The 24,486-nt window shown below is 71.9% G+C and carries 20 protein-coding genes and 1 other RNA gene; 19 read left to right on the top strand and 2 right to left on the bottom strand.

The features are described from left to right. Positions 1–109: 109 nt before the first annotated feature. Positions 110–964, top strand: coding sequence for a hypothetical protein (locus tag ACIQ6R_RS07780; protein ID WP_404219554.1), 855 nt, complete (start codon positions 110–112; stop codon positions 962–964). Positions 965–1,093: 129 nt separating this feature from the next. On the opposite strand, the gene ACIQ6R_RS07775 is transcribed toward ACIQ6R_RS07780, so the two are convergent. Beyond that, on the bottom strand, positions 1,094–1,285 hold the full coding sequence (locus tag ACIQ6R_RS07775; RefSeq protein WP_386310142.1) for a hypothetical protein: 192 nt from the start codon (positions 1,283–1,285) through the stop codon (positions 1,094–1,096). A 215-nt stretch (positions 1,286–1,500) separates the two neighbouring features. Here ACIQ6R_RS07775 and ftsE point away from each other — a divergent pair, with 215 nt between their 5' ends. From ftsE to ssrA, 5 genes are all read left to right on the top strand, one after another. Continuing rightward, on the top strand, positions 1,501–2,190 hold the full coding sequence (gene ftsE, locus ACIQ6R_RS07770; protein WP_053131878.1) for a cell division ATP-binding protein FtsE: 690 nt from the start codon (positions 1,501–1,503) through the stop codon (positions 2,188–2,190). A gap of 29 nt (positions 2,191–2,219) precedes the next feature. Then, positions 2,220–3,137 (top strand): permease-like cell division protein FtsX, encoded by a 918-nt coding sequence (gene ftsX, locus ACIQ6R_RS07765; protein WP_121747257.1) that lies wholly within the window; start codon positions 2,220–2,222, stop codon positions 3,135–3,137. 68 nt (positions 3,138–3,205) lie between these two features. Then, a complete protein-coding gene (locus ACIQ6R_RS07760; protein ID WP_404219552.1) occupies positions 3,206–4,402 on the top strand; it encodes a S41 family peptidase in 1,197 nt (398 codons plus the stop codon). Positions 4,403–4,448: 46 nt separating this feature from the next. Then, positions 4,449–4,928, top strand: a complete 480-nt coding sequence (gene smpB, locus ACIQ6R_RS07755) for an SsrA-binding protein SmpB (protein ID WP_073723717.1) — start codon at positions 4,449–4,451, stop codon at positions 4,926–4,928. 90 nt (positions 4,929–5,018) lie between these two features. Continuing rightward, positions 5,019–5,418: a transfer-messenger RNA gene (gene ssrA / locus ACIQ6R_RS07750) on the top strand. A gap of 96 nt (positions 5,419–5,514) precedes the next feature. Here the strand turns inward: ssrA and ACIQ6R_RS07745 are convergent. Next, complete coding sequence (locus ACIQ6R_RS07745) at positions 5,515–6,828, bottom strand: MFS transporter (protein WP_404219550.1); 1,314 nt, start codon at positions 6,826–6,828, stop codon at positions 5,515–5,517. 83 nt (positions 6,829–6,911) lie between these two features. On the opposite strand from ACIQ6R_RS07745, the gene ACIQ6R_RS07740 reads away from it, so the two are divergent. The 13 genes from ACIQ6R_RS07740 (at position 6,912) to ACIQ6R_RS07680 (ending at position 24,451) form a co-directional block, all read left to right on the top strand. Next, the gene (locus ACIQ6R_RS07740; protein WP_404219548.1) at positions 6,912–7,883 is read left to right on the top strand and encodes a LysR family transcriptional regulator; all 972 of its coding nucleotides are present in this window, start codon (positions 6,912–6,914) and stop codon (positions 7,881–7,883) included. 595 nt (positions 7,884–8,478) lie between these two features. After that, positions 8,479–9,636: a hypothetical protein gene (locus tag ACIQ6R_RS07735; RefSeq protein ID WP_404219546.1), complete on the top strand. Its 1,158-nt coding sequence runs from the start codon at positions 8,479–8,481 to the stop codon at positions 9,634–9,636. Continuing rightward, the gene (locus tag ACIQ6R_RS07730) at positions 9,636–11,834 is read left to right on the top strand and encodes a glycosyltransferase (RefSeq protein ID WP_404176855.1); all 2,199 of its coding nucleotides are present in this window, start codon (positions 9,636–9,638) and stop codon (positions 11,832–11,834) included. Before ACIQ6R_RS07735 ends, ACIQ6R_RS07730 begins: the two co-directional genes overlap by 1 nt. Then, the gene (locus ACIQ6R_RS07725) at positions 11,831–13,249 is read left to right on the top strand and encodes an acyltransferase (protein WP_404219544.1); all 1,419 of its coding nucleotides are present in this window, start codon (positions 11,831–11,833) and stop codon (positions 13,247–13,249) included. The genes ACIQ6R_RS07730 and ACIQ6R_RS07725 overlap by 4 nt, the downstream gene beginning before the upstream one ends. A gap of 101 nt (positions 13,250–13,350) precedes the next feature. Then, positions 13,351–14,274, top strand: coding sequence for a hypothetical protein (locus tag ACIQ6R_RS07720; protein WP_404219542.1), 924 nt, complete (start codon positions 13,351–13,353; stop codon positions 14,272–14,274). Between the two features lie 145 nt (positions 14,275–14,419). Continuing rightward, positions 14,420–15,781 carry a nitrate/nitrite transporter gene (locus ACIQ6R_RS07715; RefSeq protein ID WP_404219540.1) on the top strand — a complete coding sequence of 454 codons (1,362 nt, stop codon included), beginning with the start codon at positions 14,420–14,422 and terminating at the stop codon, positions 15,779–15,781. A gap of 126 nt (positions 15,782–15,907) precedes the next feature. Next, positions 15,908–17,059 (top strand): uroporphyrinogen-III synthase, encoded by a 1,152-nt coding sequence (locus tag ACIQ6R_RS07710; protein ID WP_404219538.1) that lies wholly within the window; start codon positions 15,908–15,910, stop codon positions 17,057–17,059. A gap of 174 nt (positions 17,060–17,233) precedes the next feature. After that, positions 17,234–17,824 (top strand): CGNR zinc finger domain-containing protein, encoded by a 591-nt coding sequence (locus tag ACIQ6R_RS07705; protein ID WP_404219536.1) that lies wholly within the window; start codon positions 17,234–17,236, stop codon positions 17,822–17,824. A 185-nt stretch (positions 17,825–18,009) separates the two neighbouring features. After that, positions 18,010–18,534 carry a sigma-70 family RNA polymerase sigma factor gene (locus ACIQ6R_RS07700; protein ID WP_007450155.1) on the top strand — a complete coding sequence of 175 codons (525 nt, stop codon included), beginning with the start codon at positions 18,010–18,012 and terminating at the stop codon, positions 18,532–18,534. A 71-nt stretch (positions 18,535–18,605) separates the two neighbouring features. Beyond that, positions 18,606–19,382, top strand: coding sequence for a zf-HC2 domain-containing protein (locus ACIQ6R_RS07695; protein ID WP_404176872.1), 777 nt, complete (start codon positions 18,606–18,608; stop codon positions 19,380–19,382). Between the two features lie 276 nt (positions 19,383–19,658). After that, positions 19,659–21,986: a HelD family protein gene (locus tag ACIQ6R_RS07690; protein WP_404219534.1), complete on the top strand. Its 2,328-nt coding sequence runs from the start codon at positions 19,659–19,661 to the stop codon at positions 21,984–21,986. Between the two features lie 415 nt (positions 21,987–22,401). Continuing rightward, the gene (locus tag ACIQ6R_RS07685) at positions 22,402–23,817 is read left to right on the top strand and encodes an NAD-dependent malic enzyme (protein WP_310873112.1); all 1,416 of its coding nucleotides are present in this window, start codon (positions 22,402–22,404) and stop codon (positions 23,815–23,817) included. A gap of 352 nt (positions 23,818–24,169) precedes the next feature. Beyond that, the gene (locus ACIQ6R_RS07680; RefSeq protein ID WP_003950507.1) at positions 24,170–24,451 is read left to right on the top strand and encodes an HU family DNA-binding protein; all 282 of its coding nucleotides are present in this window, start codon (positions 24,170–24,172) and stop codon (positions 24,449–24,451) included. Positions 24,452–24,486 lie beyond the last annotated feature (35 nt).

The following is a 24,486-nucleotide window of genomic DNA, read 5'->3' as shown; positions in this document are numbered from 1 at the left end:
TTTCCGGGGCGCATGTGAACCGGGGGACTTCAGTGCGCAGCCACCTCCCGTTGATCACGGCCCCGAGTGCGGCCTCACCGACTAATCGGCTACTGGGGGTAGCAACTACATGACGAAGAAGACGCGCATCCGTGTCGCGCGCATAGCGGCCGGCGCAGTGATCGCGGCCGGCGCCTCCCTGACCGCCGCGGGTGCCGCTTCGGCGCTCGACATCGGCGTGAGCGCGGGTGTCGGCGACACCAACGTCGGCCTCGGCGTGAGCGTCGAAGGCGGCGAGGGTGAGACCGAGGGCACGACCGAAGGCACGACCGAGGGCGGCCTCACCGAGGGCGCCTCGGTGGGCGTGACCGAGGGCACCACCGAGGGCACCTCGGAAGGTACGTCCGAGGGCACCACGGAAGGCACCACGGAGGGTACGTCCGAGGGCACCACGGAGGGCACCTCCGAGGGCACCACGGAGGGTACGACCGAGGGCACCACCGAAGGCTCTTCGGTGGGCACGTCCGAGGGCACCACCGAGGGCACCTCGGAAGGTACGTCCGAGGGCACCACCGAGGGCGGCGACAACGGCGGCTCCGGTAACAACGGTGGTTCCGGCAACAACGGCGGCTCCGGCAACAACGGTGGCACCGGTAACAGCGGCGGCACCGGTGGCAACGGCGGCTCGGAGACCACGGGTGGCGGCACCGGCGGCAACGGCGGAACCGGCGGTGGCGACAACACCACCCCCGACGGCGGCAGCAACGACAACGTCACCCAGGACGAGGGTTCCTCGGCTCTGACCGACACCGGCGAAGAGGCTCCGGCCTCCGACACCGCCGCCCAGGGCAGCGGTGACGAGCTCGCCGAGACCGGCGCCGCGGAGACCACGTTCCTGCTGGTCGGCGCCGCCACGATGATCGCCGGTGGCATCGGCTTCCGTATGCTGCCGCGCATGATGAACGGCCGCGGCGCGGCTGCCTGACGGTAGCCGTACGCGTACGCACCGCGTACGCGCCCCGCACGCACGCGAAGGGGCCCGGAGCGCACATCGCGCTCCGGGCCCCTTCCGTGACCGTGTGCGGGGGCCCGCAGGGGCCCTCCGCGGGGGGTGTCAGGCGGTCTGGTGGGCCAGCAGGGCCACCGCCGCGACCAGCACCGCCAGCAGTGCGATCAGCGTCATCGGATTCAGTCCGGCGAAGAAGTTCCCCTGCTGCATCCGCTCGCGGTTCGCCCGGCACACCGGGCACCTGCCCTCACTCACGGGTGCCGCGCAGTTCGCGCACACCAACCGGTCGTACGTCATGCGCTCACCCTCCTTGCCGCCGGCTCCGTCAGGACAACGCCCGCACCGACGCGAACGTTCCCCCTTCCACTGTGCCAGGTTCCGAGGGACCCCGCGCGCCCTCCCTCCAGGGACAAAACGCGCAACTGATACGCAACCCCGACCGGTGACTGCGGTCGACTCCCCGGTTCGCGTATGGTCACGCACATCTACCCCCGGCGACCCGTGGTGCATCCGTGATCCGATTCGACAACGTCTCCAAGGTCTACCCCAAACAGAACCACCCAGCCCTCAGGGATGTCTCCCTGGAGGTCGAGAAGGGCGAGTTCGTCTTCCTCGTGGGGTCCTCCGGCTCCGGAAAGTCCACCTTCCTGCGGCTGGTCCTCCGCGAGGAGCGGTGCAGCCACGGACAGGTGCACGTTCTGGGCAAGGACCTCGCCCGCCTGTCCAACTGGAAGGTGCCGCAGATGCGGCGCCAGCTGGGGACGGTGTTCCAGGACTTCCGCCTGCTGCCGAACAAGACGGTCGGCGAGAACGTCGCCTTCGCGCAGGAGGTCATCGGCAAGTCCCGCGGCGAGATCCGCAAGTCCGTGCCGCAGGTGCTCGACCTCGTCGGGCTCGGCGGCAAGGAGGACCGCAGGCCGGGCGAGCTGTCCGGCGGTGAGCAGCAGCGCGTCGCCATCGCGCGCGCCTTCGTCAACCGGCCCAAGCTGCTGATCGCCGACGAACCCACCGGCAACCTCGACCCGCAGACCTCCGTCGGCATCATGAAGCTGCTCGACCGCATCAACCGGACGGGCACCACCGTGATCATGGCCACCCACGACCAGAACATCGTGGACCAGATGCGCAAGCGCGTCATCGAGCTGGAGAAGGGCCGCCTCGTCCGCGACCAGGCACGCGGCGTCTACGGCTACCAGCACTGACGAGGAACGGAAAGGCTTAACGAGACGCCATGCGCGCCCAGTTCGTGCTCTCGGAGATCGGTGTCGGTCTTCGCCGCAATCTGACGATGACCTTCGCCGTCATCGTCTCCGTCGCCCTGTCCCTGGCCCTGTTCGGCGGTTCACTGCTGATGAGCGACCAGGTCAACACCATGAAGGGCTACTGGTACGACAAGGTCAACGTCACCGTCTACCTCTGCAACAAGAGCGACGCGAAGTCCGATCCCGCCTGTGCCAAGGGCGCGGTGACCGAGGACCAGAAGAAGCAGATCCTCGCCGACCTCGAAGAGCTGTCGGTGGTGGACAAGGTGACGTACGAGTCGCAGGACGAGGCGTACAAGCACTACAAGGACCAGTTCGGCGACTCGCCGCTGGCCAGCTCGCTCACGCCGGACCAGATGCAGGAGTCGTACCGGATCAAGCTGAAGGACCCGGAGAAGTACCAGGTCATCGCGACCGCCTTCGACGGCCGGGACGGCGTGCAGTCCGTCGCGGACCAGCGCGCGACCCTGGACAACCTCTTCGAGCTCCTCAACGGCATGAACTGGGCGGCGCGCGCGGTGATGGCGCTCATGCTGGTCGTCGCGCTGATGCTGATCGTCAACACGGTGCGCGTCTCGGCGTTCAGCCGGCGGCGCGAGACCGGCATCATGCGGCTGGTCGGCGCCTCGGGCTTCTACATCCAGGCGCCGTTCATCATGGAGGCGGCGGTCGCCGGGCTCATCGGCGGCGCGGTCGCCTGCGGCTTCCTGGTGACCGCGCGCTACTTCATCATCGACCACGGGCTGGCCCTGGCCGACAAGCTGGCCCTGATCGACTTCATCGGCTGGGACGCCCTGCTGACGAAGCTTCCGCTCATCCTGGCCACCAGTCTGCTGATGCCCGCGTTGGCCGCGTTCTTCGCGCTGCGCAAGTACCTGAAGGTGTGACACATACCAAGAGGGCCGAACGGTCAAGCGACCGTGCGGCCCTCTCGCGTTGTCCTAGACTCACCGGCATGTCAGGTCGTGACCTGTTCTGTCAGCCCCGTCGCGTACGCCACGGGGCCGCCCTGACCTTGGTGTTCGCGAGCGTGCTCGTCGCCGGAGCGGCCACCGGCTCGTTCTCCGAGGGCGACCGGAAGCCGGCGTCCGACACGGCCCTTCCGGCCGGCCAGCCGGGTCAGCAAGGTCAGCACGGTCAGAACACGGATGTCGCGCGGGCGGCGGCCGAGGCGATGGCCGACGGCAAGTCCCCCGAGGAGGCCGCCGAGCGCGCCGTCAGCCGCAGCGGGGACCGCTGGGGCGCCGTCTACTCCCGGGGCGAGTACGAGGAGTTGGAGGACGCCCTCGACGGCCGGTACACCGGCGTCGGGCTCTCCGCGCGCCGTGAGCGTGACGGCCGCATCGAGGTCACCAAGGTGCGCTCCGGCTCGCCCGCCGCCGGTGCCGGGATCCGCGAGGGCGACCGGCTGCGCAGCGTCGACGGCGAGCGGGTCGACGGGCGTCCCGTCACGGAGGTCGTCTCCATACTGCGCGGGGACACCGAGCAGGAGCCCGCCGGCACCGCCGTCCGGCTCGGCCTGGAACGCGGCACGCGCGCGTGGACGGAGACCGTACGCCGGGCCAGGCTCTCCACGGACCCGGTGACCGTGCGCACGCTCCCCGGCGGTGTCACGGTCGTCACGGTCCTCTCCTTCACCAAGGGCGTCGGCGAGCAGGTGCGCGGCGCCGTGCGGCGGTTGCCGTCCGGTGCCGGGGTCGTCCTCGACCTGCGCGGCAACTCCGGCGGCCTGGTCGCCGAGGCCGTCACCGCCGCCTCCGCCTTCCTCGACGGCGGCCTGGTCGCCACGTACGACGTCGACGGCGACCAGCGGGCCCTGCACGCCGAAGCCGGCGGCGACACCGCCAGGCCCCTGGTCGCGCTCGTCGACGGCGGCACGATGAGCGCGGCCGAGCTGCTGACCGGAGCCCTCCAGGACCGCGGACGAGCGGTCGTCCTGGGCTCGCGCACCTTCGGCAAGGGCTCGGTGCAGATGCCGAGCCGGCTGCCCGACGGCTCGGTGGCCGAGCTGACCGTCGGCCACTACCGCACTCCCTCGGGCCGCGGCGTCGACGGCACGGGCATCACGCCCGACCTGGAGGCCGACCCGACGGACCCGGCCGCCCTGGAGCGGGCCCGTACGGTACTGAGCGGACTGGGACCGACCGCGTAATCGGCTTTCCGCGGACCCCCGCCGTAGTGCGAAAATGGGCGGCACTATGGCTAAGGAAAAAGGGCGCAAGCTGATCGCGCAGAACAAGAAGGCGCGGCACGACTACCAGATCCTCGACACCTACGAGGCCGGGCTGGTCCTGTCCGGGACCGAGGTGAAGTCGCTGCGCCAGGGACGGGCATCGCTGGCCGACGGCTTCGTGCAGCTGGACGGACACGAGGCGTGGCTGCACAACGTGCACGTGCCCGAGTACAGCCAGGGCACCTGGACCAACCACAGCGCACGCCGCAAGCGGAAGCTGCTGCTGCACCGCGTGGAGATCGACAAGCTGGAGGCGAAGTCCCAGGAGACCGGTCACACGATCGTTCCCCTGGCGCTGTACTTCAAGGACGGCCGGGCGAAGGTCGAGATCGCGCTGGCGCGCGGCAAGAAGGAGTACGACAAGCGCCAGACCCTCCGGGAGAAGCAGGACCGCCGCGAGGCGGAGCGGACGATCTCGGCGATCCGGCGCAAGCAGCGGGCCTGACCCCCCGGGAATGGGCTGGCACCCGCGTGCGTTGGTCACGTACGATGGTGAACGCACCCCACGCGGGTGCAGCGATTGAAAAATCAACATGGGGATGATCGGTTTCGACAGCGGATGTCGAAGCAGGGGAAGCGTGTCGAGGAAGCGGCCATGATCTCGTAAACCACAGGCCGAAAAAAATAATCGCCAACACCAAGCGCGATTCCTCCCAGCAGGCCTTCGCCCTCGCTGCCTGATCTCAGGTAGCGAAGCGAGCCTCCTACTAAGGGAGTGTCAGCCCGGGGCTGTTCCCGACCCGGATCCTGGCATCAGCTAGGGGACTAAACCTTGATCCCGGTCACGGGGTGAAGAGGGAAACCAAACAGTGACTGAGCCCGTCGGAGACTTGTCCGCGTGATCTCCGGGGCTGAGAAAATCGAAGCGGACTGCACACGGAGAAGCCCTGGTTCCGCACCGTTGGACGCGGGTTCGATTCCCGCCATCTCCACAGTTCCCATGTGGGCGAAGGCCCCGCCGCACCAGCGCGGCGGGGCCTTCGTCATGCCCGCGGCCGTCATCTCCACGGCCGTCATCTCCACCACGGCCGTCATGCCCGCGCCGGCCCCGCCGCGCCCCGAGCCGGTGCCAGGGCCAGCAGCAGGGCCACCGCGGCCGCCGTGACCGGTACGCCGTAGGCGGCCGTGGGGGAGGCGTGCTCCACGGTCCAGCCGCCCGCCGCGCTGCCGCACGCGATGCCGCCGAGCAGGCCGGTCACCGCGAGGGTCATGCCCTCGTTCAGGCGGCCCTCCGGGGTGCGCCGCTGGACCAGCGTCATGGTGGTGACCATCGTCGGGGCGGTCGCCATCCCGGCGACCAGCAGCGTGAGCGCCAGCAGCGGCAGCGAGCCGGTGAGGGACGCCGCGAGCAGCGGCAGCGTCAGCAGGGCCGTCATCGCCGCGACACACCACGGCAGACGGTGCTCGGCGGGGCCGGCCGGCTTCATCGCGCCGTACAGCAGACCCGCCGCGCAGGAACCGGCAGCCTGCAACGCGAGGACCACCCCGGCCGCCGCACGATGACCCTGTGCGTCCGCGAACGCGATCGTGACGACCTCCATGGCCCCGAACACCCCGCCCATCGCCAGGCACACCACCAGCAGCGGCGGGATCCCGGGGACGCGGAAGGGGGCCTTCGCCGTCGGGCTCGGCCGGGCCGGCGGTTCGGTCGAGCGCTGGGCGGTGAACAGCAGCATGCCGCTCACCAGCAGCACCACGCCGACCAGCGTGCCCGCCTCCGGGAACAACGCCGTGCACAGGAAGGCCGCGAGGACCGGCCCGAGCATGAAGCACAGCTCGTCCGCGGCCTGCTCGAAGGAGTTCGCGGTGTGCAGGGCGTCGGCGGCGCCCTTCCTGCCCCTCAGCAGGTGGGCCCAGCGGGCGCGGGCCATGCCGCCGGTGTTCGGCGTCGTGGCGGTGGCGGCGTACGCGGCGAACAGCGTCCAGGCGGGCGCGTCGTACCGGACGCACAGCAGCAGCGCGAGCGAGCCCAGGGCCGCGATCAGGGTGGCGGGCATCGCCACCCGGGCCTGGCCGTGCCGGTCCACGAGCCGTGCCGTCCACGGGGCGACCAGCGCCGTCGCCGCCAGCCCCGTCGCGGTGACGGCGCCGGCGAGGGCGTACGAACCACGGGTGCCGGCGATCATCACGACCGCGCTCACACTGAACATGCCCATGGGCAGCCGCGCCATGAGATTCCCGATCGTGAACGCTCGGGCGCCGGGTAGGGCGAGGAGGCGCCGGTACGGGCCGGGCGGCCGGCGCCGGGTGCGCGGGCCGAAGTCGGCGGCGACCAGGGCGTCGGCGGTGACGGTGAGGAAGGGGGTCCGGGCGGACGGGCGTTCTTCGTAGGTCGGTTGCGGCATGCGCTTACCGTCGCCCGGGGGTGACCAAGGGGTCCAACACCTTCTCCGTTCCCATTCACGCACTCCCGTTGTAAATTCGCCGGATGCCCGCACCCGTGCACCTCGACCCCCGCCTCCTGCGCGGTTTCGTCACCGTCGCCGAGGACCTGCACTTCTCCCGGGCCGCCGCCCGCCTGTACGTCGCCCAGCAGGCGCTCAGCAGGGACGTACGGCGCCTGGAACGGGAACTGGGCGCCGAGTTGTTCGTCCGGTCCACCCGGCACGTGACCCTGACGGCCGACGGCGAGCGGCTGCTGCCGTACGCCCGCCGCGTCCTCCAGGCCCAGGACGACCTCCTCGCCGCCTTCGGACAGGCCCGCCCGCTGCTGGTCGACCTCAACTCCCCGGGACTGGTCACCGGCCGCCTGGTGCTGGAGCGCGCCCGCGGGCTGGCGCCCGGGGAGGAGCTGATGGCGCGTTACGAGAGCGGGCTGACCTACGCCGCCGCCGAACTGCTCGCGGGCCGCCTCGACGTCTCCTTCGGCCGGTTCGCCGGCCTCGCCCCGGCGCTGCGGGCCGGACTCGGCCACCAGCCCGTCCGCTACGAGCCCATGGCGGTCGTCCTGCCCGAGGACCACCCGCTGGCCGGGCTGCCCCGGGTGCCGCTCGCCGCACTCGCCGGCGAGACCGTGTACGCCGGGGCCGGCAACGCGCGGACAACGGAGTGGACCGACCTCGCGCACCGCTTGTTCGAGGGGCGCGGCATAGAAGTGGCGGCACCCGCTCCGCTGGCCGTCGGGGAGGAGGAGTTTCAGCGGATCATGGACAAGACGCGCAATCCGATCCTCGCCGTGGTGAGCTTTCCGGCCATGGCGTCGACCGTCGTTCGCCCGCTCGTCGATCCAGTGCCGCTGTCGCCGGTGTCACTTGTCTGGCGAAAGGGACTGGCACACCCCGCGTTCGACGCGCTGCGCCGGGCGGCTGCCCAGGTCGCGGCCGAGGAAGCCTGGCTCCGCAGGCCCGCCGGAGGGTGGATTCCCGCCGTCGACGCCGCTGTGATGTCCGTCCATAACTGACACGCGGGAACCACACATCCTCCGCGTGCGCTACATTCTTGACCTGAGCACGGTGTGGTACAGGGGGCGCTCGAACCTGGTGGGGGCCGGTTCGACCGACGGGTGCTCGGAGTCGTACGCGCACCCGGAACTGTCCCTCGGGGGGAAGTGCGTGCGCGTGAAAAAATGGCAGAAAGACGCCCAACCGGAGTGGCCCCAGGCCGCGTCCGGGATGCGTGATCTCCCGGAGGCGAGACAGGATGCGGACGCCACCGAGGTGTTTCCGGCGACCCGGGCCTTCCCGGTGAACGGGGAGTTCCCGACGGCCGGGCAGTCCCCGACGGCCGGGCAGTCCCCGACGGCTGGAACGCCGTCCGTCCAGCCCACCCGGTCCGCCCAGGCGGACGGTTCCGCCGGGTTCGCCGGGCCCGGTGGGCCCGGCGCGGGGTGGTTCGGAAGCTCCGGCCCCGCGGGCGCCGGCGCCGGGGCGGAGGCTCCGCGCAATGCCGCCCGGCCGTCGTCGGATGCCGCCGAGACGGAGATCCTCGGTTCCCGAATAGGGAGGGGCCGAATAGGCGGGAGCCCGGTGGGCGGAAGCCCCGTGGGCGGGAGCCCGATGGGCGCGGACCGTACGCGTCAGGGCCGGATCGGCGATCCGCTCGGCCAAGGGCGCATAACCTGGGGCGGTACCAACCAGTCCGGTACCAACCCGTCCGGGGCGAACCCGGACAAGGGGACCCCGGCCCCGACCAGGACGACCCCGACCAGCCCGATCCCGTCCGGTAAGGGTCCCGAGGGCACTGCGCCGCCCGGAACCGACCGCAACGGCACCGGCCCGGACGCCGACAGGACGGACATCCTCCCGGCGACCCCGGCGACCCCGGCGGCCACCCCGACCCGCGTCTTCCCCACGACCGCGCCCGGCCCCGCCACCGCCGCCCTGCGCGACCCCTGGCAGGACACCCCGGACGCCGACGCCGACGCGAACGCCGGCGATCACACCCACGACCCGCACGAGGTGACGGTCCAGCTCGACGCCGTCCAGCTCGGCGACGGCGTCCTTCGCCGCGTCGACAGGGGGCACCGCAAGCGCGGCCCGGAGAGCTCCGACGGACCCGTCTTCGTCGACGCGTCCGGACGCCGCAGCCGCCTCTACCGCCGTCTCGGCATCGCCGTCGGCGTCGCCTGCGCGGTCTACGCCGTCGTCATCGTCTCCACGCTGCTGTCCGGCAACTCCAACGCGCCCTGGCTGCCCGTGGAGGGCCAGCAGGAGGGCAAGCCGGCCGGCCAGGTCGACACCACCCCGCTGCCCTCGCAATCGGCGCGGCCCTCCGGCACCGGCAGCGCCGCTCCGCAGGTCAGCCCCTCCGCCGGCGCCGGGGTGACCACGGCGCCGGGTGCCGACGCCCCCGCGCCCGGTACGTCGGGCACCGCGCGGCAGCCCGGTACCAGCGTCGACCCCGAGCCCTCGGAGACCGGGGCCGGCACGCAGCCGGGCGGCGGCGGCGCGACCGACCCGGACCCGACGCAGTCGACGCAGGTGCCGCCGCCCGCCACCACGGACCCGTCGGCCCCGGCCGGCGGCGGCGATCCCACGGTCGATCCGACCGTGCCCACCGTCGACCCCACCACGGGCACCGACCCGGGCGGCGACACGGCCGCCAACGGCGCGAGCGACCCCCTCTCCGCCGCCGGGCCCGACGACGAGCCCGTCGCCGCCGGCCCGGACACCACCCTCACGTCCTCTTCCCTGTCCCCGGAGAACACCCTCTGATGGCATCCCGCACCCGCCGTCACGGGGCCGCGCGCAGCGCCCGTGGGGGCGCCCGGCGCCGCCGCCTGCCCCTGCGTCTGCTGCTTCCGCTGCTCGTCCTGGTCGCCCTGGCGGCGATGCTCATGCTGCGCGGATACGTGCACAGCGAGATCCTCGCCGACCACCGCGTCCAGCCGCCCGCCGCCACCGACCAGGTGCCGGAGAAGATCCTGGAGGGCGGCCCGGTCATCGACGTCCGCGGCGGCCGCACCGAGAGCCTGAGCGTGCCCGACCACCACCTGGTCCTCACGTTCGACGACGGCCCGGACCCGACCTGGACGCCGAGGGTGCTGGACGTGCTCAAGAAGCACGACGCGCACGGCGTCTTCTTCGTCACCGGCACCATGGCCTCCCGCTACCCCGACCTCGTCAAGCGCATGGTCGACGAGGGCCACGAGGTGGGCCTGCACACCTTCAACCACCCCGACCTCTCCTTCCAGTCCAAGAAGCGCATCGACTGGGAGCTGTCGCAGAACCAGCTGGCGATCACCGGCGCGGCGGGCATCCGCACCTCGCTCTTCCGCCCGCCGTACTCCTCCTTCTCCGACGCCATGGACAACAAGTCCTGGCCGGTCACCGAGTACATCGGCAGCCGCGGCTACATCACCGTCGTCAACAACACCGACAGCGAGGACTGGCAGCGGCCCGGCGTCGACGAGATCATCCGCCGCGCCACGCCCAAGGGCGGCGAGGGTGCCATCGTCCTGATGCACGACTCGGGCGGCGACCGCAGCCAGACCGTCGCGGCGCTGGACAGGTTCCTGCCCGACCTGCAGAAGAAGGGCTACGAGTTCGACAACCTCACCGAGGCCCTCGACGCGCCCAGCGCGATGAGCCCGGTGACCGGCGCCGAACTGTGGAAGGGCAAGGCCTGGGTCTTCCTCGTCCAGGCCTCGGAGAAGATCACCGACGGCCTGGTGGTGGGCCTGGCGATCATCGGGACCCTGGTCATCAGCCGCTTCGTGCTGATGCTGCTCCTCTCCGGCGTCCACGCCCGCCGGGTCCGCCGCAAGGGCTTTAGCTGGGGCCCGCCGGTGACCGAACCGGTGACGGTGCTGGTGCCGGCGTACAACGAGGCCAAGTGCATCGAGAACACCGTCCTGTCCCTGATGGCCAGTGACCACCCCGTCGAGGTCATCGTCATCGACGACGGCTCCAGCGACGGCACGGCCCGGATCGTCGAGGCGATGGGCCTGCCGGGCGTCCGGGTGATCCGCCAGCTCAACGCGGGCAAGCCGGCGGCACTCAACCGCGGTCTGGCGAACGCCCGTCACGACATCGTCGTGATGATGGACGGCGACACCGTCTTCGAACCGTCCACCGTCCGCGAACTCGTCCAGCCCTTCGGCGACCCGAAGGTGGGCGCCGTGGCCGGCAACGCGAAGGTCGGCAACAAGGACAGCCTCATCGGCGCCTGGCAGCACATCGAGTACGTGATGGGCTTCAACCTGGACCGCCGGATGTACGACATCCTCGGCTGCATGCCGACCATCCCCGGCGCGGTGGGCGCCTTCCGGCGTTCGGCGCTGGCACCGATCGGCGGCATGAGCGACGACACCCTCGCCGAGGACACCGACGTCACCATGGCGCTGCACCGGGCCGGCTGGCGCGTGGTCTACGCCGAGAACGCCCGCGCCTGGACCGAGGCCCCGGAGACCGTCCAGCAGCTGTGGTCCCAGCGCTACCGCTGGTCGTACGGCACCATGCAGGCCATCTGGAAGCACCGCCGCGCGGTGATCGAGAAGGGCCCCTCGGGCCGCTTCGGTCGGGTGGGCCTGCCCTTCGTCTCCCTGTTCATGGTCCTGGCCCCGCTGCTGGCCCCGCTGATCGACGTCTTCCTGCTCTACGGCATCGTCTTCGGCCCGACCCAGAAGACGATCGTGGCGTGGCTGGGCGTCCTGGCCATCCAGGCGGTCTGCGCGGCGTACGCCTTCCGTCTCGACCGCGAACGCATGACCCACCTGATCTCGCTGCCGCTGCAGCAGATCCTCTACCGCCAGCTCATGTACGTAGTGCTGCTCCAGTCCTGGATCACCGCGCTCACCGGCGGCCGGCTGCGCTGGCAGAAGCTCCGGCGCACCGGCGTGGTCGGGGCGCCCGGCGGCTCGGTGCCGCGCCAGGGTTCGCGGGGCAGCGATGATCGGAGGCCCGTGGCATGACCCACGGATACACGACCGGTACGGGCATGAACCCGGAGCCGGCCGGCCCGTACGGAAGCCCGTACGCGGGGCACCCGAACGGGGCCGAATCGGACGCGGGGCACCCGAGCGGGGCAGCTCCGTACGGGGCAGACCCGTACGGGACCGCGGGGACGCCGTACGCCGTTCCGCGGCAGCGCACGACGGAGCCCGCACCCGAGCCCGTCACCGAGCCCGCACCCGAGTCCGCCCCCGCCCCGGCCGCCAAGAAGCCGGGCCGCGACCGGTACCTGGACCTGCTGCGCTCCATCGCCCTGGTCCGCGTCGTGGTGTACCACCTGTTCGGCTGGGCCTGGCTGTCGGTGGTGTTCCCGTCGATGGGCGTGATGTTCGCGCTGGCGGGTTCGCTGATGGCACGTTCGCTGAAGCGTCCGGCGATGGGCGTGATCCGCGGACGCGTGCGCCGCCTCCTGCCGCCGATGTGGGTGTTCGCGGCGGTCGTGCTCGCGATGATGTTCATGAACGGGTGGAACCCGACGGACGACCCGAACCGCGGGGGCACCTGGGGCCTGGTCGAGCTGTTCAACTACATCGTGCCGATCGGCGCGCCGCCCTACCCCTGGCACATCGGCTCCAAGTCCGGCCTGCTGGAGGACACCTGGGCGGTGCAGGCCGCGGGGCCGCTGTGGTATCTGCGCGCCTACCTGTGGTTCGTCATCGCCTCCCCGCTGCTGCTCTGGCTGTTCCGCAAGGCCCCCTGGCCGACGCTGCTCGCGCCGCTCGGCCTGACGGCCATCGTCGGCACGGGCGTGGTGACCATTCCCGGCGAGACGGGCAACGCGGTCACCGACTTCGCGGTCTACGGCGGCTGCTGGGTCCTGGGCTTCGCCCACCACGAGGGCCTGCTGAAGCGGATCCCGCGGTACGTCTCCGTCTCCTGCGCGTCCCTGATCATGGCCTTCGGCCTGTGGTGGGCCTCGAACCACCTGGGCCCCGACGGCTGGGACCTCAACGACATCCCACTGGCCCAGGCCACCTGGTCGTTCGGGTTCGTCGTGATCCTGCTCCAGTACTCCCCGTCCTGGCAGGAACTCCCGGGCCGGCTGGCCAAGTGGGACAAGCTGGTGACCCTCTCCAACAACCGCGCGGTCACCATCTACCTGTGGCACAACCTGCTGATCATGGCGACGGTCCCGATCATCGACCTGGCCTACCGACTGCCCTTCATGCAGAGCGAGCGCGCGGTCGGTGCCCTCGACAGCGCGTACACGATATGGATGTTCGCCCTCGTCTGGCCGCTCATCGGCCTGATGGTCCTCGCGGTGGGCTGGGTCGAGGACCTGGCGGCGAAGCGCAAGCCGCGCCTGTGGCCGAACGGCACGAAGCGCTCCGCCGGGAGCCGTCCCAGGGCGAGGGCGGCCACCCGTCGGAACTGACGTCGGGTGAGCGCGGGTGCGGCGCCGCCGCGTCCCGTGCGAGACTGCCCCGGTTGCGGAAGTGAACAGGGCGGCGTGAGCCGGTCAGGGGGACAGGCGGGATGAGTAAGCGCCAGACGCAGAAGATGCTGCGGCTGATGGCGAGCGGGGAGCCGGTCGAGCTCACCAGTCCGATGGCGTCCGTGAAGAAGCTCGCCAAACTCGCCTTCGTCGCCCAGCGGTTCGGGTACGAGTACGCCGACGTGCGGCAGGGCGGCGGGAGCAACGGCTCGCTCACGATGCTGCTCGTTCCCGACCCCAGCCCGCAGGCCCGGAGCCGGGCCGCGCAGAACTGGGCGCAGTACCCGAACGCCGGTGACGGGGTGTCGGTGCCGCCGCTCGTGCCGGACGCCCTCGAACTCCTCAAGGCGCGGATCAACTTCGACCTCACCGGCAAGAGCGCCGAGAAGCGGATGGGGTACGGCGCGCTCGGTGTCACCATCGGCTGCGTGGTCCTCGCCTACCGCTTCGGAGGTGCGTCCGGCGACTTCGTCGTGGCCGCGATCATCTGGCTGTGTGCCATGGCGCTCCTGGGCGTCGGCTTCCTCGTCACCCGCAAGCGCAACGCCAAGTTCGCGGCGCGGCTGCGGTCCGCCGGGTTCGTGCCGGTGGCCGACGAGACGGGGCGGGTGCGGTACCTGGCGCCCGGCGGGCAACTTCCCGGGCACGGGAACCCGTTCGGGGGCGGCGGTCCCGCGGCTGGTGGCGCCCCGCCGTACGGCTGTCCGGCGCCCGGTGGTTACGCCGCGCCTGGGGCGCCCGGTGGTTACGGGCAGCCCGCCCCCGGCCCGTACGCCCAGCCGCAGCCGCAGCCGCAGCCGCAGCCGCAGCCGCAGCCGCAGCCGTACCCGGCCCAGGCGGCCTACGGTCAGCCCCAGCCGCCGCAGTACCCCCAGCAGCCGCCGCAGGCACAGCAGCCGTACCCGCCCCAGCCCCACCCGCAGCAGCAGCCTCCCCACTGGCAGCCCCAGCCGCCGCAGGGCTGACGGCGAGACCCGACTGCGACCTCTCATCCCGCCCCGGCGCCGGGTGAGAGCAACGTTCCCTTCCGGTCATCCACAGCCCCACCGGCCCGAAACGCGTCCTCCCTACCTTCGGTGTGACCGAGTAGTGGAGCACCGTGGAGGCGTCATGAGAGTCCCTGGCGGCCGCTGGATCCAGCACTGGGATCCGGAGGACGAGACCTTCTGGAAGGAGACGGGGGAGCGGGTCGCGCGGCGGAACCTGTTCTTCTCCGTCCTCTCCGAGCACATCGGGTTCTCGGTCTGGACGCTGTGGTCCGTGCTGGTGCTCTTCATGGGGCCGGAGTACGGGCTGACGCCGGCCGACAAGTTCCTGCTGACGTCCGTGGTGACGCTCGTCGGGGCCGTCGTGCGGGTGCCCTACACCTTTGCCGTCGCGATCTTCGGCGGGCGGAACTGGACGATCGTCTCCGCCGGGCTGCTGCTCGTGCCGACCGTGGCGGCGTTCACGGTCATGGAGCCGGGGACGTCCTTCTCGACCTTCCTCCTCGTCGGTCTGCTGGCCGGCATCGGCGGCGGCAACTTCGCCTCCTCCATGACCAACATCAACGCCTTCTTCCCGCTGCGGAGGAAGGGCTGGGCGCTCGGCCTCAACGCCGGGGGCGGGAACATCGGCGTGCCGGTCATCCAGCTGGCCGCGCTCGCGATCATCGGGGCGAGCGGCGGGCCGCGGGTGCTGCTCGGCATCTACATCCCGCTGATCCTGGTGGCCGCCGTCCTCGCCGCCTGCTTCATGGACAACCTCGCCTCCGTGAAGAACGACACCGGGGCCGCCAAGGACGCCTGCCGGGAGGCCCACACCTGGATCATGGCCGTGCTGTACATCGGGACGTTCGGGTCGTTCATCGGGTACAGCTTCGCCTTCGGGCAGGTGCTGCAGACGCAGTTCGGGCGGACCCCGCTGCAGGCGGCGTACCTCACCTTCATCGGCCCGCTGCTCGGCTCCCTGATCCGGCCGCTGGGCGGCAGGCTCGCCGACCGGTACGGCGGAGCGCGGATCACGCTGTGGAACTTCGTCGCGATGGCCGGCGCCACCGCCGTACTCGTCGCGGCCAGCATGGCGAAGTCGCTGGGGCTGTTCGTCGCCGTGTTCGTGGTGCTGTTCGTGCTCAGCGGGCTCGGCAACGGCTCGACGTTCAAGATGATTCCCGGCATCTTCCAGAACCAGGCCCTCGCCAAGGGACTGAGGGGGGAGGAAGCCGTGGCGTACGGGCGGCGGCTCTCCGGTGCCTCCATGGGCCTGATCGGCGCGGTGGGCGCGCTCGGCGGCGTCGCCATCAACCTCGCCTTCCGGCAGTCCTTCCTCTCCGTCGGCTCGGGCACCGGCGCCTTCGTGGCCTTCCTCGCCTTCTACGCCGTCTGCTTCGCCGTCACGTGGGCGGTATACCTTCGCCGCCCGGCCGTACGGCCGCCGGACGGCCCGGCGGACCCGGCGGAGACGGAGGACCGGCTCAGCTACGCCCAGGTATGACGTAACACTGGTGACATGAAGCCGAACCGAGCCCGTCACGCACCGTTGACAGGCTCGGTCGCCACGTGAGGATGCACGTGGATGTGAGTGTGAGCGTGGGTGTGAACGATCGGAGCGCGGCGAGCCATGGACGACGAACAGCAGCGGCCTGACCACGGCCCCCTGGCCGGATTCACCGTCGGCGTGACCGCCGCCCGCCGGGCCGACGAACTGGGCGCGCTGCTCCAGCGGCGCGGTGCCGCCGTCCTGCACGCCCCGGCGATCAGGATCGTGCCGCTCGCCGACGACAGCGAGCTGCTGGCCGCGACCAAGCAGCTCATCGACCAGGCGCCGGACGTCGTCGTGGCCACCACCGCCATCGGCTTCCGGGGGTGGGTCGAGGCCGCCGACGGCTGGGGGCTCGGCGAGGCCCTGCTGGAGCGGCTGCGCGCGGTGGAGCTGCTCGCGCGCGGGCCCAAGGTCAAGGGCGCGGTCCGGGCCGCCGGACTGACGGAGGAGTGGTCGCCGGCCTCCGAGTCCATGGCCGAGGTACTGGACCGGCTGCTGGAGGAGGGCGTCGACGGCCGCCGGATCGCCCTGCAGCTGCACGGTGAGCCGCTGCCGGGGTTCGTGGAGGCGCTGCGGGCGGGCGGTGCCGAGGTCGTCGGCGTGCCCGTCTACCGGTGGCTGCCGCCGGAGGACCTCGGCCCCGTGGACCGGCTGCTGGACGCCGCCGTCTCGCGCGGGGTGGACGCGGTGACGTTCACCAGCGCGCCCGCCGCCGCCTCCCTCCTCTCCCGCGCCGAGGAGCGGGGCCTGCTGCCCGAGCTGCTCGCCGCCCTCGGGCACGACGTGCTGCCCGCCTGTGTCGGACCGGTCACCGCGGTGCCGCTCCAGGCGCACGGTGTCGACACGGTCCAGCCCGAACGCTTCCGGCTGGGCCCCCTCGTACAGCTGCTCTGCCAGGAGTTGCCGGCCCGCGCGCGTGCCCTGCCGGTCGCCGGGCACCGGCTGGAGATCCGCGGGCACGCGGTGCTGATCGACGGGGAGCTGAGGACCGTGCCGCCCGCCGGCATGTCCCTGCTGAGGGCCCTGTCCCGGCGGCCGGGCTGGGTCGTGTCCCGGGCGGAACTGCTGCGGGCACTGCCGGGCACCGGCCGCGACGAACACGCCGTCGAGACGGCGATGGCCCGCCTGCGTACGTCCCTCGGCGCCCCCAAGCTGATCCAGACGGTGGTGAAACGCGGCTACCGCCTGGCCCTGGACCCGGCGACGGACGCCAAGTACACGGACGGGTGAGGCGGGAGGACCAGAAGCGCACCGCCCGGGCGCACGGGCCGCGGGCAGGCGTCCAGGCAGAGGCGGTACGAGGGGTTCCGGGCACGGGAGCGGGCAGGCACTGTAGAAGGAGCGGTCCACCTGCTCCCCTTCTCGGCCCGCCCCACCGGGCAACCCCTAGGCGGTGACAGGAACATGGCACTGGGTACGGCCACCGACCCGTACGAGCTGCGCTTCGACACCGGGCGGATCTGCCTGGACCTCATCGCCACCACCCATCCCGTGGAACGGCTCGACCGCATCGAGGTGCTGCGCGCCTGGATCACCGGCTCCGGGCTCGTCCCGCCCGGCACCCCGCTGGCCCACGCCGACACGGCCTGGCTGACCGGCTTCCGCGAACTGCGCTGCCAGACCAGCCGCCTGATCCGCTCCAGGTCCGCGCCCGGCACCCACCCGTACGACCTCGCGCTGGCCCGGGTCAACGACCTCGCCGTCGTCGCGCCCCCGGCCCCGCGCGCGGTCCACGGCGAGGACGGCGCGCTGGTCAGGGAGTTGACCGGGCCGCCCGAGTGCGCGGCGCTGCTCGGCGCCCTCGCCCGGGACGCCGTGGAACTGCTCACCGACCCCGTCGCGCGGGCGAGCCTGCGGCAGTGCGAGGGCGACAACTGCCCGATCGTGTACGTCGACACCTCCCGCGGACGCCGCCGGCGCTGGTGCTCCAGCGAGATCTGCGGCAACCGCGAGCGCGTCGCCCGGCACCGCCGCCGCACCGCCCTCGCCCGGTAAGTGCGGCTACGCCCCGTTCGGTCCACCCTCTTCGAGAAAACCGTCATCTCACTTTGAACACGCCGCACTTCGCGTCCGTACCGAATGGGCGAGCGACCGACTGGGGGAACCCCCGGACATCGGAGGTGGGCGTGCGCAAGGATTCCGTCGTGGCCAATGAACGTGGTGCGAGGGCCCGACATCGCATGTCCCAGTCATCCTCGGAACCCGACGAGGAGCTGATGCGCGCGCTGTACCGGGAGCACGCCGGCCCCTTGCTGGCCTACGTGCTCCGCCTGGTCGCGGGGGACCGGCAGCGCGCCGAGGACGTCGTCCAGGAGACGCTCATCCGTGCCTGGAAGAACGCCGGTCAGCTCAACCGTGCGACCGGATCGGTACGCCCCTGGCTGGTGACGGTCGCCCGGCGCATCGTCATCGACGGCCACCGCAGCCGGCAGGCCCGGCCGCAGGAGGTCGATCCGTCGCCGCTGGAGGTCATCCCCGCGGAGGACGAGATCGACAAGGCGCTGTGGCTGATGACGCTGTCGGACGCGCTCGACGACCTGACCCCGGCCCACCGGGAGGTCCTCGTCGAGACCTACTTCAAGGGGCGTACCGTCAATGAGGCGGCGCAGACACTGGGCATACCCAGCGGCACCGTTCGCTCCCGGGTGTTCTACGCCCTGCGTTCGATGAAGCTGGCACTGGAGGAGCGGGGGGTGACGGCGTGATGAGCGGGTACGGGGGAGTTCAGGGTTTCGGCGGGGGATTCGGCCCGGGTGACACGGGTAATCCTGTCCCCATGGAGGGATCACCGGCGCCGAACGAGCACGAGACTGTCGGCGCCTACGCCCTCGGCATCCTCGACGACGCGGAGGCCACCGCCTTCGAGGCGCACCTCGCCACCTGCGAATGGTGCGCCCAGCAGCTCGACGAGCTGGCCGGGATGGAGCCGATGATGGCCGCGCTCGCGGACCTGCCGGGTACCGGTACGCCCGCGATCGCCGAGTCGCTGACCGCGAAGCCCGGCCCGCGGCTGGCGGAGAAGCTCGTCGACGAGGTCGCCGAGCGCCGCGCGAGCAAACGCCGCCGCAACTTCTACCTGGTGGGCACCGCCGCCGCGCTGATCATCGGCGGCCCGTTCGCCGCCGTGGCGACGACGGACGGCGGCGGTGACGACGGCGGGAAGAAGACCGAGGCCACCCGGCAGGCCGCGAGCCCCGCCGAGTCCGCCTTCGCCGCCATGCCCGACCGGGTCACGGCGACCGACCCGACCACCCGGGTCAGCGCGACCGTGGCCCTGCAGAAGAAGGCCTGGGGCACCGACGCGGTCCTGGAACTGAAGAACCTCAAGGGCCCCGAGAAGTGCTCCCTGATCGCCGTCGGCAAGAACGGCGAACGCGAGACGGTCACCTCCTGGTCGGTCCCGGACTGGGGGTACGGCCTCCCGGACGCCACCGCCGACAAGGGCAAGAAGCCCCTCTACGTGCAGGGCGGCGCCGCCTTCGAACCCAACCAGATCGACCGCTTCGAGGTCATGACCTTCGACGGCGAGCGGCTGGTGGAGGTGGACGCGTAGGCCAGGCCGGCGGCTCGGACGTCGGCGGGCTGCCGGATCGGCCGCCGCAGCCCGGCGGCCCACCCCGTGATCGGCCCGGACGAGCGGCGCCGGCCCGGGTGCCGGCGCGGTGCGGCGGCACCGCCGGTCCTGCATCCCGCGCCCCGAGGCGGCGGGAGCGGCGGCCCGGCCGGGGGCCCGCGGCGTGATCCGCCGACCCGGCCCGGCCGCGCCGTGGCTTCCGGCGCCCCCTTCGCGTACCTTTGACGGCTGCCCAGCACGTCAGAAGGGGGCCCGGTGGCCGCACAGGCGCAACAGGACTCAGCGGTCGACTCGGTTCACGCCTCCGTACGGGAGGACTCCGCACGGGAGGACTCCGTACGGGACCGAGAGATCAGCGTGGAACAGGCACACCTGGACCGGGTGTACCGCCGCCTCGAGGAGAAGATCCACGAGGCCGAGTTCCTCATGCACGACGCCGCGCAGCGCGGCCACGTCGGCACGCCCGGCGCGCTGGCCGAGCGCGACGCGCAGGTCTTCCGGGCGGGCATCCACCTCAGCCGCCTGAACAACGAGTTCGAGGACTTCCTCTTCGGCCGTATCGACCTGCTCCTGGGCAAGGACGGCAAGAAGGGCCCGGACGGCGCGTACACGGCCGTCGAGCCCGCCGAGGGCGCCCTCGGGCCCGACAACACCGCCGACATCGCCGAGACCCTGCACATCGGCCGCATCGGCGTCCTGGACGAGGACTACGCCCCGCTGGTCATCGACTGGCGGGCGCCCGCCGCGGCCCCCTTCTACCGGTCCACGCCGGTCGACCCGGGCCGGGTCGTGCGCCGCCGGGTGATCCGTTCCAAGGGGCGGCGCGTCCTCGGTGTCGAGGACGACCTGATGCGGCCCGAGGTCAAGGCCCGCCTGGACGGCGAGGAGCTGGCCGTCGTCGGCGACGGCGCCCTGATGGCCGCCCTCGGCCAGGCCCGTACGCACTCCATGCGGGACATCGTCGCCTCCATCCAGGCCGAGCAGGACCTGGTCATCCGTGCCCCCGCCGCCTCCGTGACCTACGTCGAGGGCGGCCCCGGCACCGGCAAGACCGCCGTCGCCCTGCACCGGGCGGCGTACCTGCTCTACCAGGACCGGCGCCGGTACGCGGGCGGCATCCTGATCGTCTCGCCGACCCCGCTCCTGGTGGCGTACACCGAGGGCGTGCTGCCCTCCCTCGGCGAGGAGGGCCAGGTCGCCATCCGCGCCATCGGCTCCCTGGTCGACGGCGCCGAGGCCACGCTGTACGACTCCCCGGCCACCGCCCGCGCCAAGGGCTCCTCCCGCATGCTCAGGGTGCTGCGCCGGGCCGCGCGCGGAGCGCTGGAGCCGGCCGACTCGCCGACCCTGCTGCGGGTCGTCGCCTTCGGCCGCCGTCTCGAACTGGAGGCGGAGGAACTGGCCGGCATCCGCCGCACCGCCCTCGGCGGCACCGCGCCCGTCAACCTGCTGCGCCCCCGCGCCCGCCGGCTGCTCCTGGACGCCCTGTACGCCAAGTCGGGCGCCGGTACCCGGCACAGCGACCCCGAGCTGGCCGCCGAGCTGCGTTCCTCCTTCGACGAGGACGTCAGCTCCGAGGACTCGTTCACCGCCTTCCTCGACGCCTGGTGGCCGGAGCTGACCCCGGGCGCCGTGCTGGCGGCCATGGCGGACGAACGGCGCCTCGGCCGCTGGGCCCGGCGCGTGCTCAACCCGGGCGAGGTCCGCAAGGTGGCCCGTTCGCTGCGCCGCGAGGGCCACTCCGTGCACGACATCGCCCTGCTCGACGAGCTCCAGGCGATCGTCGGCACCCCGGCCCGCCCCCGCAAGCGGCGCGAGCTGGACCCGCTGGACCAGCTCACCGGCCTGGACGAGCTGATGCCGCAGCGCGAGGAGACCCAGTGGGAGCGCGCCGAGCGCCTCGCCCAGGAGCGCACCGAGTACGCGCACGTCATCGTCGACGAGGCCCAGGACCTCACCCCCATGCAGTGGCGGATGGTGGGCCGCCGCGGCCGGCACGCCACGTGGACGGTCGTCGGTGACCCGGCCCAGTCCTCCTGGTCCGACCCCGACGAGGCGGCCGCGGCCCGCGACGAGGCCCTGGGCACCCGACCGCGCCGCCGCTTCGAGCTGACCGTCAACTACCGCAACCCGGCGGAGATCGCCGAGCTGGCGGCCAGGGTGCTCGCCCTCGCCATGCCGGGCTCCGCGTCCCCGACGGCGGTGCGCTCGACGGGCGTGGAACCGCGTTTCGCGGTGGTGGGGGACACCGTCGCCGAGTCGGTCCGGGCGGAGGCGGCCCGGCTGCTGGACCTCGTCGACGGCACCGTCGGCGTCGTGGTCGCCATGAACCGCCGCGAGGAGGCCCGGCGCTGGCTGGCCGGGCTCGGCGACCGCGTGGTGGCGCTCGGCAGCCTGGAGGCGAAGGGCCTGGAGTACGACGCCACGGTCGTCGTCTCGCCGGCCGAGATCGCCGACGAGTCGCCCGCCGGGCTGCGCGTGCTGTACGTCGCCCTGACCCGGGCCACCCAGCAGCTGACGGTCGTCTCCTGCGAGCGGGACGAGCCGGACGCGGCCGGGGTGCCGGACCTGCTGCGCGACTGAGGCGCCAAGACGTGCGAGAGGCCCGCGCCGTGGGACGGCGCGGGCCTCTCGTCTTCGTTTCGTCTTCGTTTAAGTGGCACCGACCCGCCATGCTCGCCTCGCGGCAAGTGGTCGCTCTGAGCGACGAAGGTTGGGCCCGGGGGCTTGGATCGAGCCGGTGCCACGTCCAAGGTAACAAACGATCCCCGCAAGACAATTCCCGTCCCCCGGGTTCTTTCCCGGTCCGGTTCCCCTCTTCCGTCCACCCGCAACTTCTCGTATGGTGGAAGTCGTTTTCCGAAAGTGCTCAGGGTCCGGCGGGGACGGTGCGCGAACACAAAGTCCGCAATCCGGGGTGGCTACCACGTACTCAGTGGTAGGTGCGACGATCGGACGGCACAACGCAGCTACACGGTGAAAGCAGAGGAAGTCGGCCATGGCAACGGCGCCCAGCGTCTCCTACTCGATGACGGTCCGACTGGAGGTGCCCGCGGGCGGGACAGCGGTCTCGCAGCTCACCACCGCGGTGGAGTCCGCCGGGGGCTCCGTCACCGGCCTCGACGTCACGGCCTCCGGCCACGACAAGCTCCGTATCGACGTCACCATCGCCGCGGGGTCGACCTCCCACGCCGACGAGATCGTGGAGCAGCTGCGCGGCATCGAGGGCGTCAGCCTGGGCAAGGTCTCCGACCGTACCTTCCTCATGCACCTCGGCGGCAAGATCGAGATGGCGTCGAAGCACCCCATCCGCAACCGTGACGACCTGTCCATGATCTACACGCCGGGTGTGGCCCGCGTCTGCATGGCGATCGCCGAGAACCCCGAGGACGCCCGCCGCCTGACGATCAAGCGCAACTCCGTTGCGGTCGTGACGGACGGCTCGGCGGTGCTGGGCCTCGGCAACATCGGGCCGAAGGCCGCGCTGCCGGTCATGGAGGGCAAGGCGGCCCTGTTCAAGCGCTTCGCCGGCATCGACGCCTGGCCGCTCTGCCTGGACACCCAGGACACCGACGCGATCGTGGAGATCGTCAAGGCCATCGCCCCGGGCTTCGCCGGCATCAACCTGGAGGACATCTCCGCGCCCCGCTGCTTCGAGATCGAGGCCCGGCTGCGCGAGGCCCTCGACATCCCCGTCTTCCACGACGACCAGCACGGCACCGCGATCGTCGTCCTCGCCGCGCTGACCAACGCCCTGCGCGTCGTCGACAAGCCCATCGAGAACGTACGGGTCGTCATGTCCGGCGCCGGCGCGGCGGGTACGGCCATCCTCAAGCTGCTGATCGCCGCGGGTGTGAAGAACGCCGTCGTCGCCGACATCCACGGCGTCGTGCACGCCGGCCGCGCGGACCTGGTCGACGCCGCGCCCGAGTCGGCGCTGCGCTGGATCGCCGACAACACCAATCCCGAGGGCCTCACCGGCACCCTGAAGGAGGCCGTGCACGGCGCGGACGTCTTCATCGGGGTCTCGGCCCCCAACGTCCTGGACGGCGACGACGTGGCCGCCATGGCGGACGGCGCGATCGTGTTCGCGCTCGCGAACCCCGACCCCGAGGTCGACCCGGCGATCGCCCGCCAGACCGCGGCGGTCGTCGCCACCGGCCGCTCCGACTTCCCGAACCAGATCAACAACGTGCTGGTCTTCCCGGGCGTGTTCCGGGGCCTGCTGGACGCGCAGTCCCGCACCGTCAACACCGAGATGATGCTGGCCGCCGCGCACGCCCTGGCCGACGTGGTGACCGAGGACGAGATCAACCCGAACTACATCATCCCCAGCGTCTTCAACGACAAGGTCGCCGGTGCCGTCGCGGGCGCCGTGCGGGACGCGGCGAAGGCCGCCGGAGTGGTGGCGTAGCTTCCTCCGGCGGGGGAAGGCGGCCTGTGGCGTGGTGGTGAGGATCACCACGGCGGGCCGCCCCACCGGCGCGTCGCGGGATGTCGGGCCTCGAATCGCCCTCTAGGGTGGCGCAAGGCTCAGGCCCTCTCGGCGTGTGACTCCCAAGGGTGTTCTCACGACTCCTGGGGGTGCCGGATTGGCTTTACCGCCGCAGGTGGAGGCAGGATGCCTCCCTGGGCGCGAGGGTCTGACGACCGACCCGGGTCCGGGGAGTGTCCGAGGACCCTGGCAGCATCGGCATCGCTGTGCCCAACATGCGGCTCCGCCGCGTGGCACGCCTCAACGGCAAGAAGAACACGGGAGTAACAACATGAACCGCAGTGAGCTGGTGGCCGCGCTGGCCGACCGCGCCGAGGTGACCCGCAAGGACGCCGACGCCGTGCTGGCCGCGTTCGCCGAGGTTGTCGGCGACATCGTCTCCAAGGGCGACGAGAAGGTCACCATCCCCGGCTTCCTGACCTTCGAGCGCACCCACCGTGCCGCTCGCACCGCCCGCAACCCGCAGACCGGCGAGCCGATCCAGATCCCGGCCGGCTACAGCGTCAAGGTCTCGGCGGGCTCGAAGCTCAAGGAAGCCGCCAAGGGTAAGTAAGCACGCCTGAGCGCCGTCGCGGTTCTGCGCGGGGG

Source organism: Streptomyces sp. NPDC096048 (genome assembly GCF_044763415.1).
Lineage (GTDB): Bacteria > Actinomycetota > Actinomycetes > Streptomycetales > Streptomycetaceae > Streptomyces.
Note: the sequence above shows the minus strand (reverse complement) of the source record. Positions and strands in the feature narration are given on the sequence as shown.

Coding starts and splice junctions, on each gene's coding strand:
- ACIQ6R_RS07760 (WP_404219552.1), top strand. CDS start 3,206: ATGTCAGGTCGTGACCTGTTCTGTCAGCCCCGTCGCGTACGCCACGGG.
- ftsX (WP_121747257.1), top strand. CDS start 2,220: ATGCGCGCCCAGTTCGTGCTCTCGGAGATCGGTGTCGGTCTTCGCCGC.
- ACIQ6R_RS07700 (WP_007450155.1), top strand. CDS start 18,010: ATGTCCCAGTCATCCTCGGAACCCGACGAGGAGCTGATGCGCGCGCTG.
- ACIQ6R_RS07745 (WP_404219550.1), bottom strand. CDS start 6,828: ATGCCGCAACCGACCTACGAAGAACGCCCGTCCGCCCGGACCCCCTTC.
- ACIQ6R_RS07780 (WP_404219554.1), top strand. CDS start 110: ATGACGAAGAAGACGCGCATCCGTGTCGCGCGCATAGCGGCCGGCGCA.
- ACIQ6R_RS07680 (WP_003950507.1), top strand. CDS start 24,170: ATGAACCGCAGTGAGCTGGTGGCCGCGCTGGCCGACCGCGCCGAGGTG.
- smpB (WP_073723717.1), top strand. CDS start 4,449: ATGGCTAAGGAAAAAGGGCGCAAGCTGATCGCGCAGAACAAGAAGGCG.
- ACIQ6R_RS07740 (WP_404219548.1), top strand. CDS start 6,912: ATGCCCGCACCCGTGCACCTCGACCCCCGCCTCCTGCGCGGTTTCGTC.
- ACIQ6R_RS07695 (WP_404176872.1), top strand. CDS start 18,606: ATGGAGGGATCACCGGCGCCGAACGAGCACGAGACTGTCGGCGCCTAC.
- ACIQ6R_RS07730 (WP_404176855.1), top strand. CDS start 9,636: ATGGCATCCCGCACCCGCCGTCACGGGGCCGCGCGCAGCGCCCGTGGG.
- ACIQ6R_RS07775 (WP_386310142.1), bottom strand. CDS start 1,285: ATGACGTACGACCGGTTGGTGTGCGCGAACTGCGCGGCACCCGTGAGT.
- ACIQ6R_RS07725 (WP_404219544.1), top strand. CDS start 11,831: ATGACCCACGGATACACGACCGGTACGGGCATGAACCCGGAGCCGGCC.
- ACIQ6R_RS07705 (WP_404219536.1), top strand. CDS start 17,234: ATGGCACTGGGTACGGCCACCGACCCGTACGAGCTGCGCTTCGACACC.
- ACIQ6R_RS07685 (WP_310873112.1), top strand. CDS start 22,402: ATGGCAACGGCGCCCAGCGTCTCCTACTCGATGACGGTCCGACTGGAG.
- ACIQ6R_RS07710 (WP_404219538.1), top strand. CDS start 15,908: ATGGACGACGAACAGCAGCGGCCTGACCACGGCCCCCTGGCCGGATTC.
- ACIQ6R_RS07720 (WP_404219542.1), top strand. CDS start 13,351: ATGAGTAAGCGCCAGACGCAGAAGATGCTGCGGCTGATGGCGAGCGGG.
- ACIQ6R_RS07735 (WP_404219546.1), top strand. CDS start 8,479: ATGGGCGCGGACCGTACGCGTCAGGGCCGGATCGGCGATCCGCTCGGC.
- ACIQ6R_RS07715 (WP_404219540.1), top strand. CDS start 14,420: ATGAGAGTCCCTGGCGGCCGCTGGATCCAGCACTGGGATCCGGAGGAC.